Origin of the sequence: Microbulbifer sp. SAOS-129_SWC (assembly GCF_039696035.1) — a bacterium.
Taxonomy (GTDB): Bacteria; Pseudomonadota; Gammaproteobacteria; order Pseudomonadales; family Cellvibrionaceae; genus Microbulbifer.
Genome location: NZ_CP155567.1, coordinates 4,010,899 through 4,026,262 on the forward strand (window position 1 = coordinate 4,010,899; position 15,364 = coordinate 4,026,262).

Below are 15,364 nucleotides of genomic sequence, written 5' to 3' on the forward strand. Positions count from 1 at the left end.
CAATGCTCCCCCTTTTCAGTTGGTCCTGTTTTTATTTCTCTCTTTATTTCTCTGCGCTTCTGGTAACAACCAGCGCATTGGCCCAGTTACCGCAGCTGTTGCTGTCGCCGGAGGTGCGCAGACTCAATGACTTCAGAGTGCGGACATCGATCTCCGGCTTCTGGAACGCCGGCGCCTTGACCTTGCCGCTGCTGTATAGCAGGCGGCCATCGCCGTAAATCTGGAAACCCATGGCCGCAGTGTCGCGGCAGCTGTCGTCGATACCGATGTCGGCGCGGAACAGAGAAGCACCCGCTGGCAGATTGAAGTCAACGCGGCTGTCACCCTTCACCTGCAAGCCGGACTGGAATTGCAGGCCGTTCACACGCATTACCACTTTGTCCTTATTGGCGGCATTCAACACTGCCACATTGGCAGACTTGCTGGCCGTCGGCAGATCGGCAAGGTAGACATTCTGCTTGTGCTCTCCCTCCTTGGCACCCAGCAGCTTGAATTCGGCAATGGTGACCGGGTTTACCACCACCGGCTCGATGGCATTGTAAGGCGGTGCGAAATCCTTGTTGTTCTGGCTGGCCAGAACCATCGGATCATTGCCGGCTGCGTCGTTCTGATCCTGCGTCGACGTGATCCGCAAGCGCAGCATACGGCCGACAATGGGAGCAAACGTCACTTTCTGCATGCCCTTTTTCGCTTCCAGCGTGCCGGTGCGCAGGGCTTTACCCCAGTTGCCATTGCTGTCGGCCATATAGATCTCGTAATCCCGCACCTGACCGTAACGCCAGTACTTGTCGTTGCGCGGCTGGATTTCGAAACCGGTAATCAGGCGTCGTTCGTTGAAGGCCAGGCTGAACTCGATGGCCCCGGTCTTGACGGACTGATCCCTGACGCTCCTGAACCAGGTGCCCGGTTTGCCATCGAAGGCGTTTTCCAGCGGGAAGCCTTTTTCTTCCGCCGGGCGATTCAGAACGATAAAGCTATCGCTGGAGATATCGTTGCCCCGCTTCGGCATTTTCGGATAGGGTTTGGTTGCGGCCAGGGTAAGTTTTGGATCAATCTGCAAGGCGAATGTATAGCTCTGCTCTACCGGCACTTTTCGGGTTTTGACGTAGACCACACCGTACTGGGTCTTGGGATCGAACCACCAGCCTTCCGCTGCGGCGTCAAACCCGGCCTTGTTCGCCAGTTGCGGCAGGGCCCGGTTGTTCAGGGTCACACCTTTCGGCTTGACGCGGGTGTGGACCTGCAGGCGGTAAACCCGGGCTTTCTCACGGCCGTTGTAATCGCCCTTGACCGGCGCGATCTGCACGCGCACATCGCCCGCGCCTTTTTGTGGCGCCGACATGGTGAAGTCCTGCAGGCTGTAACTGCCCTTCTTATACGCACGGGTATTGCCGTCGTCTTCGTACAGGGTGAAGTGCGAATCGCCCAGCGGATACAGATCCAGGGTCAGCTCGTCCTTGGGCACCTGGCCGTCATACAGCGCTGCCGGGTACATCGGGATAATCGCCCCGCCGCGCACCATTACCGGCGTTTTTTCCAGGGTGACGGGATAATTCAGCTCCATACCGGCCTTGGAATTAACCTGGCTGACGCGACCATCCCAGTAATCAATCCAGGTACCCTGCGGCAGGTGAATGCCCTGACGCCAACCCTTGGAGGCAACCTGGCTGCGATACACCGGCGCCACCAGGAAATCCTTGCCCAGGAAGAACTGGTACTCGTATTTCTCGGTATAGGTATTGGGGTCTTCGGGGTGATCCCACATCAGGCCGCGGATGATCGGCGCACCTGTCTGTTCAGCCTGCCACGCATAGGTATACATATACGGCATCAGGCGCATCTTCAGCTTCAGGTAATCGCGGTTGATGCCGCGATAGGGCTCTTCAAACCACCAGGGGTGCTTCCTTTCCTTCTTCGACCAGCCCGACATGCCCATCAGCACCGGGGTGAAGGATTTCCACTGCAAATCCCGGGTGAAGGTTTCCGGACTGCCGCCGAAGATACCGTCCACGTCGCCGGTGGCGTAATTCATGCCGGACAGGCCGGCGCCGATCAGGGTCGGCACATGCCAGCGGATATAATCCCAACTGCCGGACTGGTCGCCAGTCCAGGCCACCGCATAGCGCTGGATACCGGCCCAGCCCATCACCGTCCAGATAAAGGGGCGGCTATCGGAATTGTCGAGGATACCCGACGCCGCCTGTGCATTGGCATCCATGGCAAACTGGTAGCCTTTACCGGTCCAGGCGACATCCAGCTTCTGCGCGCGGGTGCCGGCAGTACCCACTTCCCAGGCGATTTTCTTCACGCCGTTTTCGGTCCACAGGCCGGTTTTAAAACCGTATTTTGCCAGCCCCTTTACGACCTTGGGCAGATCGCTGTAGCCGCAACCATAGCCGTCATTGGGCAGGATCCAGCCGCCGGGCATATCGTATTTACGATACTTGGCCGCGACGGATTCGATCACGTCCGGCGTCTTGCCGGTGGGGCCATCGCTCCAGCCTTCCGGCACGGTGCCGGGCTTTTTGACATTGTCGCCGTCGTTGTAACAGTCGGCATCGCCGTATTCGAACGCCCAGCGCGGCAGCAGCGGGGCACGGCCAGTCAGCGCCGTGTATTCGGCCAGGACTTTCTTGATCGTATCGCCAAAGAAAAAGTAACCGTCGAAGCGGTTTTCCGTGTGGCGGGTAGTGATATAGCCCTCGGAGCGGAAATCGTAGCTGCCATTGCTCCAGGTATTGCGCAGTACGCCGTAGCCGGCCGTACTCATATAGAAGGGTGCGGGACTGGGACGGTCGCCCTCTTCCCAGCCGCCGGAGTAGGAAATCTCCAGCACTTTGCCTTTAAACGCGTACTGGCCGTTTTGCAGGCCCCCGCCAAAGAATTGCTCGTCTTTACCGCTACTCAAAGTCTGGTAGCTGCCCTCGGCAGACAGGTCGATGGGCTTCAGCTCCCGCCAGATCAGTGTCTTGTTATCCGGCTTGTAGGCGGCAAATTTCAGTGGTTTGGTATAGATCCGCAGGGCCACCGCATCCGTTCGCAGCAGGCGGTAATCCCCATTGTCCTGCAGGCTGAATGGGACCGCCGGGCGCTTCTGACCGAGCACAATGCTGGTCTTCTTGTCGCCGTCAGCAAACAGCGCCTTATCGCGGGCAGCGAGAATGCGGATGACATCGTTTTTTACGACTTCGATTTTGACCTGCGCCCTGTCGTCCGTGGTGATTGCTACGCCCTGCTTGTCACTGTCGATGGACTTCAGGGTGCCCAGGGCTTCCGCCCAGGCCCCGGAGCTCAGCCCCAGCAAGATAGTGACCAGACCCGCGATTACAGAATTTCGCATGATTGCTTCCAGTTGGATGGATGGTTTATCGGTATTTATTACGCCATCTCGGCTTGCACATCCGCCGCCTCAAAAGCCCCCCAGCCGGCACTCAATCCCGGACTGCAGCCGTCCCCGCTTTCGCAAACGGGATTCTTGGGAGACCTCAATCTCCCGCCGGTGCGCCTAGCGGGCCCCAGACCCGGCCAGAGTGCACGCCGGACCCAAGTCCTCTCGCGAGAACTGGCCGCCATCAGGCGGTAAATCAGGGCCAGGGAAATCACCTGCCGAAAACAATCTCCGCGAGCACTTCAAAAGCAAATGAAACAGCAGACCTTCAATATAAAACAATAAAATCGACAAAACCACTCAAAATAGTAATTTTGAAAGAAAACGAAAGGTATAATTACGGGAGAAGCGACTGATCTTGACCGGATGTTCCCAGGCCTTCCGGCGGGAGCGGTGCCAGGTCTGGCCCGCGAGTGCACCACATCGCCCGGCTCGGCGGCGCTGACCGCCGCCTTCCGGCATAAAAAAAAGCGAGCCGGGTGAGGCTCGCTTTCTCGAGGGCAACGCTGGCCCCGCCGTGGTCAGAGACCGCGTTCAGGGCGTTGCTTTCACGCGGTTTCGGTGTTGCGCGCCGGACGGCGGCGACGCCGTGGGCGCTGGCTGTCATCGCCGCCGCGCCCACGGTTCTGGTCGCGACCGGCCGCAGAGCGGGCGCCACCGCCATTGCCGCCATTGCCGCCATTACCGCGGTTCTGCCCGCGGCCACCACCGCCACCGCCACTGCGACGCTGGCCGGAAGGCGCCTTGGACTCGGGCACCACGTGATTGGGCTCGAAGCCTTCCACTTCCTCGCGCGGAATCGGCTTCTTGATCAGTCGCTCGATATCCTGCAGCTGCTTGGCTTCATCCGCGCTGACCAGTGACACCGCCTGTCCGCGCGCGCCGGCGCGGCCGGTGCGGCCGATACGATGCACATAGTCTTCCGGGACATTGGGCAGATCGAAGTTGACCACCTGCGGCAGCTGGTCGATATCAATACCGCGCGCGGCAATATCGGTGGCCACCAGGATCTGTACCTTGCCGGCCTTGAAGTCTGCCAGTGCCTTGGTACGCGCATTCTGGCTCTTGTTACCGTGAATCGCCGCCGCGCGGATATCGTCCGCCTCCAGCTGTTTCACCAGACGGTTGGCACCGTGCTTGGTGCGGCTGAACACCAGCGCCTGGTGCCAGTTGTTTTCCAGAATCAGGTGGCTCAGCAGCTTCTGCTTGCGCGCCTTGTCCACCGGGTGCAGCTTCTGGCGCACGGATTCGGTGGTGGTGTTGCGCGGGCTCACGTCGATTTCGGTGGGGTTGTCCAGCAGGCCTTTGGCCAGGCCACGGATCTCACCGGAAAAAGTTGCCGAGAACAGCAGATTCTGGCGCTTGGCCGGCAGCACTTTGAGAATACGCTTGATGTCGTGGATGAAGCCCATATCCAGCATACGGTCGGCTTCGTCCAGTACCAGCACTTCCAGGTTGTCAAAACGGATGGCGCGCTGGTTGTACAGGTCCAGCAGGCGGCCGGGGGTGGCGACGAGGATGTCGGCACCGCCGCGCAGACGCATCATCTGCGGGTTGATCTTTACTCCGCCGAACACCACCGAGTGGCGCAGCTTCAGGTATTTGCTGTAGCCCTGCACATTGTCGAATACCTGCGCCGCCAGTTCACGCGTGGGGGTCAACACCAACGCCCGCACCTGGTTGTTGCGCGCGGGATCGCCTTTGGCCAGCCGGTGCAGCAGCGGCAGGGTGAAACCCGCGGTTTTGCCGGTACCGGTCTGCGCGGCAGCCATGATGTCGCCGCCTTTCATCACTGCCGGAATGGCCTGGGCCTGGATCGGCGTGGGTTGGCTGTAGCCCTGTTCGGCCACGGCGCGGGACAGTTCCTGGGCCAGGCCCAGATCTTCAAACAACATAGAATAATAACCTCAGCATGCGCTCAAAGGCGCACTGCGAAACGGGCGCTCACGCGATCGCGGCGCAAAAATAATTCGGTACGGGCGAAAGTTCGAATCGCCTGCCGTCGTCTTGGCTGCGCGCGCAGGGCGCGGCCGATTGCGGCATTCAGTAGTGGGATCCGGTAAGAATTTGGGAAAAATTCCGGGAGGGGTGCCGGCGGCGCGCCGGCCTACAGATGACGCAGTTGGGTAAACCAACGGCGGCACTATACCACACTCCCGCTGACCGCATAGATCAATTTCGCCGTATTGGATTCCCCCGGCGGCCACAGTAGCCTTGAATCAACACCGGGTACCTGCGCCAGGTTTCCCGGCCGTCCAGACTCTGCGGAAAATTTCTGTCGAGCGGCAGAGTCGTAGAACGACCACGGCAGTGGGGAGGAAGCTAAAGTGTCTGCCAGCAATCAATACGACACGCACCTGGCTCAGGAGACCGTCAACCTGAGCAACGGCCAGACCGTGCGCGTGCGCCCGGTGTGCCGGGAAGACGGCGCGCTGGAGAAAAGTCTGATCGAGGGATTGTCACCCGAATCCCGGCGCGACCGTTTTATTGGCGGTAGCGGCAAGGCCAGTGAAAAGCTGATCGAGCTGCTGACCGACAACGACCACCAGCACCATGAGGCCTTTATTGCCATCGACGAAAACAGTGACCCGCCGCAGGCCGTGGGCATAGCACACTATGCACTGGACGACGACGGCCACGGCTGCGAATGCGCGGTGGTGGTCAGTGATGAATGGCAGCACCACGGGCTCGGCAAGATTCTACTGCAGCACCTTATTCACTCCGCCCGCGACCGCGGCTGCGACACCATGTATTCGATTGAGTCCGCCGACAACAGCAAGGTGAAAAATTTTGCCCGCACCATGGGCTTCGTGTGCAAGGCCGATCCGCGCGACTATACGCTGTTGACCTACACCCTCGACTTACACAGCCCCGGTCCCGGCGCGCGCGCTGCGGCTTAGCTGCGACGCACCCAATTCCTGGCGGAGCCGCTGTTCGACTGCGACCAGAATAAGTCGGCGCTCCACCTCCGCAGCCGCCCGCTTTTGTCTTTATTCCTGCGGCCAGAAGGCGCCACCTCATCGACGGCCGCACGGGAAGGGCAATTTCACGCCAACTTCACCGCAGCAAAAGCATCGACGGCATATCCGGGCGTACACTGTCCCGAGACAGATCGGCAAGGTGAACAACATGGATAAAACGATTCCCGCCAAACTCCCCCTGTACCTGCACGGCAACTGGATCCAATCCCAGAGTAACGACTGGCTCGACGTAACCAACCCCGCTACCGGAGCGGTACTGACGCGCGCGCCCTATACCACCGCAGACGAAATGGAGCAGGCGGTGGCATCCGCCGCGGAGGCTTTCCAGAGCTGGAAGGATACCCCCGTGCCCGAGCGTGCCCGGCTGATGCTGCGTTACCAGCAACTGCTCAAGGAACACCAGGAGGAGCTGGCAACAATCCTCTGCGAGGAAACCGGCAAGACCTTCGACGACGCCAAAGGCGATGTGTGGCGGGGTATCGAAGTGGTAGAGCAGGCAGCCAATATCGCTGCGCTGATGATGGGAGAGACGGTGGAGAATGTCGCTTCCACAATCGACTGTTACTCCTACCTGCAACCCATCGGGGTCTGCGCAGGCATCACCCCATTCAATTTTCCGGCGATGATTCCCCTGTGGATGTTTCCGATGGCCATTGCCTGCGGCAATACCTTCGTGCTCAAGCCCTCCGAGCAGGACCCGGTTACACCGTGCAAACTGGCCGAACTGTTTGCCGAAGCCGGCGCCCCCAAAGGACTGCTGCAGGTGGTCCACGGTGGCCGCGAGCAGGTGGATTTCCTGCTCGAGCACCCGGGTATCAAGGCAGTCTCCTTTGTCGGCTCGGTGCCCGTCGGTCGCCATATCTACCGCACCGGCACGGACAACCTGAAGCGGGTGCAGGCATTTGCCGGCGCCAAGAACCATATGGTGGTCATGCCCGACGCCAACAAACCCGCCGCGATCAACAATATCGTCGGTTCCTCGGTGGGTGCTGCCGGCCAGCGCTGCATGGCCATCTCGGTGGCCGTGCTGGTGGGCGAGGCGCAACAGTGGATCCCGGAAATCCGCGACGCCATGGCCGGGGTCAAGCCCGGCCACTGGAAAGACCCGGACGCCGGCTACGGCCCGCTGATCTCCGCCGCCGCACGCGAGCGGGTACTGGGCTATATCAAGAAGGGCAAGGAGGAAGGCGCACGCTGCCTGCTGGACGGGACCGGTGCCAGCGTCGACGGCTACCCCAACGGCCACTGGGTGGGACCGACGCTGTTCGCCGACGTGACTCCGGACATGTCTATCTACACCGATGAAATCTTCGGTCCGGTGCTGTGCCTGGTCAATGCCGACACCCTCGACGACGCCATTCGCCTGGTCAACGACTGCCCCTATGGCAATGGTACCTCCATTTTTACCGCCAGCGGCGCCGCCGCGCGCAAATACCAGCACGACATATTAGTCGGCCAGGTAGGTATCAACGTGCCGATTCCGGTGCCGCTGCCCTTTTTCAGTTTCACCGGCTGGCGCGCCTCCTTCTACGGCGACCAGCACGCCTACGGCAAGCAGGCGGTGCGTTTCTATACCGAAACCAAGACGGTAATCGCGCGCTGGTTTGATAGCGATATCGAACACGCGGAGCACCCGAATATGACTATTCAGCTGAAGTGAACTGTCAGCCCTGTTGAACGTAGATTTCGAAAACAGAATTGCAGAGAGATTCAAGATGTGCGGTCAAGTACTCAGCTAACGGCCCCTACAGTGTTTGTTTAGGCCTCGCCGTAGCCCCAGGCAATTGACGTTATGCGCCTCTAGTGTGGCAAGGTGAAAAGGTTTGTACCCGCTCCAAAGTACGGGCTTCCATTTAAAGCCCGACGTGCGATAGCGAGACGTGCGCACAGCAACGCCTGAGTGGCGTAACAGCCCCCGCGGCGTGACCAGGCCCCGGCACTGATGCCTGGGCGCTAATCGTCAGTAAAATCGCGCGATGTTTTTTCGCTGGCTTTCACCTGAGTCCGGTAACGTTTTGGTGAGTTACCAACGATCCGTTTGAAGGCATTGCTAAACGCGCTTTCGGATGTGTAACCGAGTGATAGAGCAAGGGTAGAGATCGGAACATTGTCATCGCGCAGTGCACGTTCGGCCAAGCGCATTCGCCAATTCGTCAGGTAGGTCAGGGGCGCGTCACCAGCGACACGCTTGAAGTAGTGAGCGAAGGTCGTCCTCGACATGGCACAGGACTTAGCCAGCTCTTCGAGGTGCCAATGACGATGGGGCTCGCCATGCATCAACCGGAGTGCAGGCGCGAGACGCTTGTCACCCACCGCGCGGAGCCATCCCGCTGCCAGGGTATCGGAGGTCTCCAGATGCGTCCGCAGGATCTGGACAAATATAAGCTGAGCTAGATTCGCTGATGAAAGCTTGGCGCCGGGTAGTTCGGCCTCGCGCTCACGCACGAGTTGGTCAATCAGCCAATGCAAGACCGTCGCTTGTGGTGACGCTGCGCGCACATGGATCAGGGGGGGAAGCATGTCCGAGAGCAGCGAGCCGCTAACGGGATCCAGCCGAACGTGCCCGCCGATCTGAATGCAATCGGCTCCATCCCCCAGAGTTGCAGTCTTGGTGATATTGCCCGCGAACAGGGTCGTTGCGTCGACCGGTACAGCAGACAGATCACTGGCAAGAACAAAAGTGCGTGGCGTCGATAGGAGTAAAACGTCGCCGGTTTCCACTCGTACAGCCCGGTCCTCTCCGTCTATGGCGAGCCAACAATCGCCCTTCAACAGCGCAAAAAATTTGATCTTGTCCGGTTGAGGAAAGCGGATCGCCCAGGTCCCCCCGGCGCTGAAACCGCCCGTTACAACAGGTGTGGCATCCGTGTATTTGAGGACATCAGAGAAGGGATCGCTATTCATAACGGCAATATAGCGCAAGAAAATAGCAATTTTATGTATCAATAGTGCAAAAGACTAATTTTTATCAGCCTTTCGTCATTCCGTCGATCTGCGATGCGCTGGCAACCGGCCACGGCGAGGCCGCCGGCCGAGATATTCGGAAGGTTCGTACTCACGCGCAAGTAAATCGGACTTTTGATTATTCTCAGTCCAGATCAGCGGGGATACAGTGTAGGAAGAATTTCCCGCTGACTAGAATTTGCGATGTCCACTCTACAACCTCCTCTAGGGTCCGGCTTCAGTTCCGTGTCGACGGCTACTGATGTCATCAGGGCGATCAATCTATCGGGAGAAGTCGCCGGCGTCACTGTCGGCTGCTCCGGCCCGGATCGACAGCGCCTTTAGGTCTAACAAGTTGTTGAAAAAGGTTTTCCTTGGCTTTTTTCAACTCGGGTTTGCAGCACAGATTCGCAAACCCTCCACGGCAAATCACTACTTACGTGCTCGATTTGCGCTTCGCGCCTTCCATGGCCGGACCAACAGTCTGCCAACACATTAAATAAGGGGGTCTTCATGAGAGTCATCAACCAGCATTACATCAATGGGCGCTTCGTAGATTCCCACGGAACCGAAATGCTCGACATAGTGAACCCGACCAATCGCACCACTATCGGCCGCGTTACCCTCGGCGATGAGCGAGATGCACGCGATGCTGTCGACGCCGCAAAAAGGGCCCTGAAAACCTGGTCCAGAACATCGCTGGATGAGCGCAAGCACTATCTGCAGAAATTGCACGACGCGATTCAATCCCGCGAAGCCGAGCATATTAAAATCAGGACTGAAGAATACGGTGGTGTATCGCGACACTCCAAATTTTCCATCAATGGAGCCGCAAAAGTCTTCCTCAACATGAAGAAGACTCTGGACGAAATCGCATTCCACAAAGCTGTTGGCCAGGCGGACGTTACATTAAAGCCCGTAGGTGTTGCGGGGCTTATCACTCCGTGGAACTCGGCCATTTTCATGGTGTGCAACAAGGTTGCACCAGCCCTTGCTGCGGGATGCACCGTTGTCATCAAGCCCAGCGAACTGAGCGCACTGCAGATTCAGCTTCTCGCGGAATGTTTTGATGCTGCGGGATTACCGCCCGGTGTTATCAATCTCGTTCATGGCCGCGGCGAAGTTGTCGGCAACGAACTCACGCTAAATCCTGACGTTGCCAAAATATCCTTTACTGGGTCAACTGCCGTGGGCAAATCCATCATGCGCAACGCTGCCGAGACTATAAAGCGCGTCACACTCGAACTTGGAGGAAAATCGGCACACATCCTTCTTGACGATGCGGACATCGACAAGGCTGTTGCGTTCGCCCTCACAACGGGTTTCATGAATAACGGGCAAGCCTGTATTGCCGGCTCGCGCATTTTGGTTCCAGAACAAAAACTGGAGACTGTGAAGGAAGCATTGCTGAAGGCCGTACCCACTTGGAAAGTCGGCGATCCAACTAAAGACGATACCCTACTCGGCCCGCTCGTCACCGAGAAGCAGTACAACCGTGTGCAAGGCTACATCCACATGGGTATTGAAGAAGGGGCGGAAATCCTTACCGGCGGCGAAGGGCAACCCAGGGGCTTCGAAGCGGGCAACTTCGTCCAGCCAACGATTTTCGTTAATGTCCGCAACGACATGACGATCGCACAGGAAGAGATATTTGGGCCAGTCTTATCCGTCATAACCTACAAGACCGAGGAAGATGCGATAAGGATCGCAAATGATTCCATCTACGGCTTACAGGCATGGATTAGCTGTGGCGATCCAGAACGCGGTCGCAAGATAGCCGATCGCATTGAGGCTGGCGTAGTCATGGTCAATCAAGTTTTCGATATGTTCGACGAGGCCGGAGCGCCTGCGGGTGGCTTCAAGCAATCAGGCATAGGCCGCGAGTTCGGGACCTATGGACTTTCCTCCTATCTTGAACCGCAGGCAATTTTTCCCAAGCGGGCCTAACAGATTTTTGAAAAAGGCTTTGCCCGGCCTTTCTCAACCCAGGTTTGCGGCACAAGTCCGCAAACCCTCCACGACAAATCGAACACTTACGCACTCGATTTACGTGCCACTGAGTCTGTGGTTGAGCGCGAGGCCGGATATTGCAGGCGGTGTGCTTCTACACGGAAACCAAGACTATCACCGCTCGCTGATTCGATAGCGATATCGAACACGCCGAACACCCGAACACCCGAACACCCGAACACCCGAACACCCGAACATGAGCATTCAGCTTAAATAAAGCCTGTAAAACTACAGCAGGGTTTTGCTGGAAGAAGTGACGAATGCCGAAAGGAAAGCCTGGGCGAACTGCGAGCGCTCGACTTCCGCCCGCTCGGGAGGATTATCCCACCAGACGCCCTCGCTGTTGGCCAAGACGATAAAACTGACATTCATATCCGGAACCTTGAGATACAGCGCCGAATAGGCGTCATCCCACCATCCCGAGTGCCAGACCAGCGTATGCCCCTTGTATTTCTGGATAAACCAGCCCAAACCATAGGGCGCCGCCTCGCCATTGTTTAACCGTGTCGGCGTCATCATTTTTTTCCGCGATGCCTCCGAGATCAGCTGCCCCCGATCGAGCGCAATATCGAATTTGGCGAGATCGAGGGCCGTGGAAACGACACCTCCGGCTGCACCGTCGCCTTGCGGTGGACGCTCGCCCGCGCGCGATATGGCCCCAGAATCCGACACCTGGTACGGCTGCGCCTGCTCCCGGGCAAGATCTGCACGAAGCGGTAAGTCCCGGTATTTTCGCGCTGACATTTCCATATCAGCGGGAGTGAATACATACTGCTTTACCAGCGCAGAAAAGGATGTATCGGTAACTGACATGATCGGGCGCGAAGCCCAGGAAAACAGCACCGGGTTGTAGGAAAAGTGTGAACCGGGCACCCCGATGGCCGTGTGGGACAATAAATTTCTAAGCGTATGATTTGGGGAATCGCACAGAAGTCCTTTGGCGAGGGTCGTGGGCTGCCGGCTGAAGCCGGTACAGAACTCTCCCCACTCGCTGTATTCGACAAGCGGCCGATCCAGGTCGATTTTACCTGTCTCGACGAGATGAAGTGCGACAACAGCCGATAGTGGTTTGGCAACTGACGCGATGTCGTAAGGAGTCTCCGCTGTGGCTGGAATGGCTTTTTCAGCATTAGCGTAGCCCAGACCCGTCGCGAGAACGATCGACTGGTCTTTCACCACTGCAACTGAAAGCCCCGGAATATGCGCTTTTTTCCGGATCACATCGAGCTTTTGCACAAAAGCAGCGATATCATAAGGTTTCGAATTGTCATGCGCAGCATGCGGCTCAGCGGAAAAGCTTGATGACGCCGCTATTAGAAGCGAAAATAAAATAAGATTTTTCACAGGATTATTTCCTCTCGAGGAAAAATTGTTATTGGCCGATTATTAAAGACTCCACAGCTGTCGATTAATATCAATAGTGAGCCGAATTCAGACCTGCCGGCGCCTCAACGACATAGACCGACTGACTAGCCACATTTGATCATTAAAATCATGTCGCCGACGAGTTTTATACAACATTTCTATGTAGCCAAAGATGTCTCTGCGGACTACATCCGAGTCAGGTAGATTTTCCGCTTGATTCGCTCCCGCTTCAGCAGCTGGAAAAAGCGTTCCTCCACAGCGTTATCGCGGCATTTTTCTCGACAACTAACACTGCCTTCCAACCCCACCGGCTTTTATGAGGGCCTGCCAGTCCTGACTTATATGCTGACTGCCTTGATCTGAGCGCACTGTGACCTTTGATTTTGGGTTCCGATTCCATACCGCCACCAGGAGCGCGTCCCGGACCAGTTGCTTTGCCATTTGTGACGGCATCGACCAACCGATTACTCGCCTTGAGATCGAGTCGACCACGACGGCTAGATATACGGGTACAGATGTAGGTGATATCTTTCACTCACGCATCGTTCGGTGAGTCGGCGTTAAATTCGCTCTGCAACCGATTTGGGGTGACCGCATCTCGGCGTCAGAATTTATGCCTCGGTCTGCTGCCGACTAATTGTGTCATGATCACTGCCAGCTTCATCAATCGGTCAACTCGATTATGACCGCAATTTCAACCACGCTTCCGGAGGTCCCTGAAGATCTTTCGGTAGCCGTACACGGCGCCGGAGTCCAGCCAGAACTGCTTGATCAGCCCGTTTTCCTCCCGGGCTCGCTCCGACAGGGGACGGTCGCGCCACACATAGAATTCGCTGTGATGTACTTCCAGCTGGCAACAAACCCGCCGGATCGGCCATTGGTTGCCGTGATCCAGAATAAAGAATTTCTGGAAAATACTGTCAGGTACATTTTTTAGAATTTTGTAGGGTGTATTGAATAATTAAAATTCCTGCACCAATAAGCCACATCAATACAACGACGGTTATACGACAAAATTCCACAAAAGAAAAATATTGAAGCGCTCAAACTTCAGCGGCCCCAAATTGTACAAGCACCACATTAGCTGCATAACTGAAATTCAGCTGGTATATTAAACTCTTTAGATATATTGAAAATATAAAAGTAGGCGGCAGCATGTTGAGTTGTTCACTTAACCCTTACATTAAGGATCTATCTGAAAAGAAAATCCCAGGTTTTCCCGGAATCTGTTATCAATGTGAATTTTATGAAGATGGATATTCGGACTTGAGGGTAAGGCAACTTCTCGGAGAAAACCTTCATGAATCTCTTGGTCGAGCAGTGCCTAAACGTAAATCAGAGTTTGTAGCTGGAAGATACTTGGCACGAAAAGCATTAACGTCCCTGGGAGCGAACAGCACTTCAGTGGGAATAGGAGATAATCGAATGCCATTATGGCCGGATTCTTTTGTTGGATCAATTAGCCATTGTAGAGAATTTGCAATTTGCGCCGTGGCAAAACAAAACAATTTAAAAGGAATCGGCATAGATATTGAGAATATACTCAATGAAAAATCCGCCAAGGATATTGTTAACAGTATACTTCTTGAACCTGAGCATAAGCTTGTAGAGTCATATAGCACGCCAAACCCATCTGTACTTACACTTATTTTTTCCGCCAAGGAAAGTCTTTTTAAAGCACTGTATCCTGAAGTAGGATATTATTTTGGTTTCGATGTTGCGCAAACGACAGCAATAAATTTTCAAACTGGTAAGTTTACGCTGAAGCTGGTGCAGGAACTCACTCCAGCTTTGCCTGTAGGCATTCGTTTTGAAGGGCTATTCGAACTTGATAACAACAAGGTTTTCACGGTGGTGATTATGCCGGCTTTAACGGACACCAACATCTAACTCATAAACTCCCCCCCCAGCCATAATACAACAGACTGCGGAAAACTTGGCAACATTAAAATTAGATCAGGATCCAGAGTTTATAACGGGCTCCGGAGCCCCTGCCCCACACAATCTGGCAGCATTCAAAATACTGTGTCATTTATTTACTATTATCAAAAAAATAAATGACCCATGACCCAATCCACTTTCGATATGGATGCTGCCGTCATAGCGCTATGTGAGGATAAAACCCTAGCTGCAAAGGCGGTATCTTGCCCCACCTGATTAAAATGATATAAATATCTTAATCATATAAATCTCGGAAAATTTAAAGATTTTTCAAATCATGTACACAAAATTCTGCCAGCAGTTATTTTTACCATCGTGCATTTATTTTTTCACTTTCATATTTCAACACTGGATTCAGAAAATACTCGATAAAAAGTTTTCACTTTTCCCGGACGAAAATATCACCCGACTTATTTAGGACCCTGAGGCAACTGATTTCACAGGCTCCAAGGAGGCATCCCAGCTCTTACCAATTCGCTGTATGGCTCTCAAACTAACCGTGGCAATTTCAGCCAGATGCAGCTGGCTCCATGCCTTGGTGAATCCCGGACTGATGATTTTCTTTGCGTTAACTTACTCTTCCAAATCTCTGCCCCCCTGAAAATTGAGTAATATTTTCAGGGGATCAACCTTAATCAGTTACGGCAAACATATGACATCTGTACACGTTCTGGACAACAGGACTGTAAAACGCCCGGTTTTGGGCCGACTTGCAGTTTTGACGGGACAGAACTAA

8 protein-coding genes are annotated in these 15,364 nt (G+C 55.6%); 4 read left to right on the forward strand and 4 right to left on the reverse strand.

Features of this window, described 5'->3' with window-relative positions; genetic code table 11:
• Positions 1–43: 43 nt before the first annotated feature.
• Together ABDK11_RS17000 and ABDK11_RS17005 are read right to left on the reverse strand one after the other, a co-directional pair.
• Complete coding sequence (locus tag ABDK11_RS17000) at positions 44–3,340, reverse strand: TIM-barrel domain-containing protein (protein ID WP_346837714.1); 3,297 nt, start codon at positions 3,338–3,340, stop codon at positions 44–46.
• Between the two features lie 596 nt (positions 3,341–3,936).
• Positions 3,937–5,283: a DEAD/DEAH box helicase gene (locus ABDK11_RS17005; protein ID WP_346837715.1), complete on the reverse strand. Its 1,347-nt coding sequence runs from the start codon at positions 5,281–5,283 to the stop codon at positions 3,937–3,939.
• A 432-nt stretch (positions 5,284–5,715) separates the two neighbouring features.
• Here ABDK11_RS17005 and ABDK11_RS17010 point away from each other — a divergent pair, with 432 nt between their 5' ends.
• The gene (locus tag ABDK11_RS17010) at positions 5,716–6,288 is read left to right on the forward strand and encodes a GNAT family N-acetyltransferase (protein ID WP_346837716.1); all 573 of its coding nucleotides are present in this window, start codon (positions 5,716–5,718) and stop codon (positions 6,286–6,288) included.
• Positions 6,289–6,517: 229 nt separating this feature from the next.
• Positions 6,518–8,029: a CoA-acylating methylmalonate-semialdehyde dehydrogenase gene (locus ABDK11_RS17015; protein ID WP_346837717.1), complete on the forward strand. Its 1,512-nt coding sequence runs from the start codon at positions 6,518–6,520 to the stop codon at positions 8,027–8,029.
• 293 nt (positions 8,030–8,322) lie between these two features.
• On the opposite strand, the gene ABDK11_RS17020 is transcribed toward ABDK11_RS17015, so the two are convergent.
• Entirely contained in the window at positions 8,323–9,273 is a 951-nt protein-coding gene (locus tag ABDK11_RS17020) for an AraC family transcriptional regulator (protein WP_346837718.1), read from the reverse strand.
• A 552-nt stretch (positions 9,274–9,825) separates the two neighbouring features.
• Between ABDK11_RS17020 and ABDK11_RS17025 the strand changes: the two genes are divergently transcribed.
• The gene (locus ABDK11_RS17025) at positions 9,826–11,259 is read left to right on the forward strand and encodes an aldehyde dehydrogenase family protein (RefSeq protein ID WP_346837719.1); all 1,434 of its coding nucleotides are present in this window, start codon (positions 9,826–9,828) and stop codon (positions 11,257–11,259) included.
• Between the two features lie 291 nt (positions 11,260–11,550).
• Here ABDK11_RS17025 and ABDK11_RS17030 read toward each other — a convergent pair whose 3' ends face one another.
• Positions 11,551–12,666 (reverse strand): serine hydrolase domain-containing protein, encoded by a 1,116-nt coding sequence (locus ABDK11_RS17030; protein ID WP_346837720.1) that lies wholly within the window; start codon positions 12,664–12,666, stop codon positions 11,551–11,553.
• A gap of 1,176 nt (positions 12,667–13,842) precedes the next feature.
• Between ABDK11_RS17030 and ABDK11_RS17035 the strand changes: the two genes are divergently transcribed.
• Complete coding sequence (locus ABDK11_RS17035) at positions 13,843–14,577, forward strand: 4'-phosphopantetheinyl transferase superfamily protein (protein ID WP_346837721.1); 735 nt, start codon at positions 13,843–13,845, stop codon at positions 14,575–14,577.
• Positions 14,578–15,364: the final 787 nt, after the last annotated feature.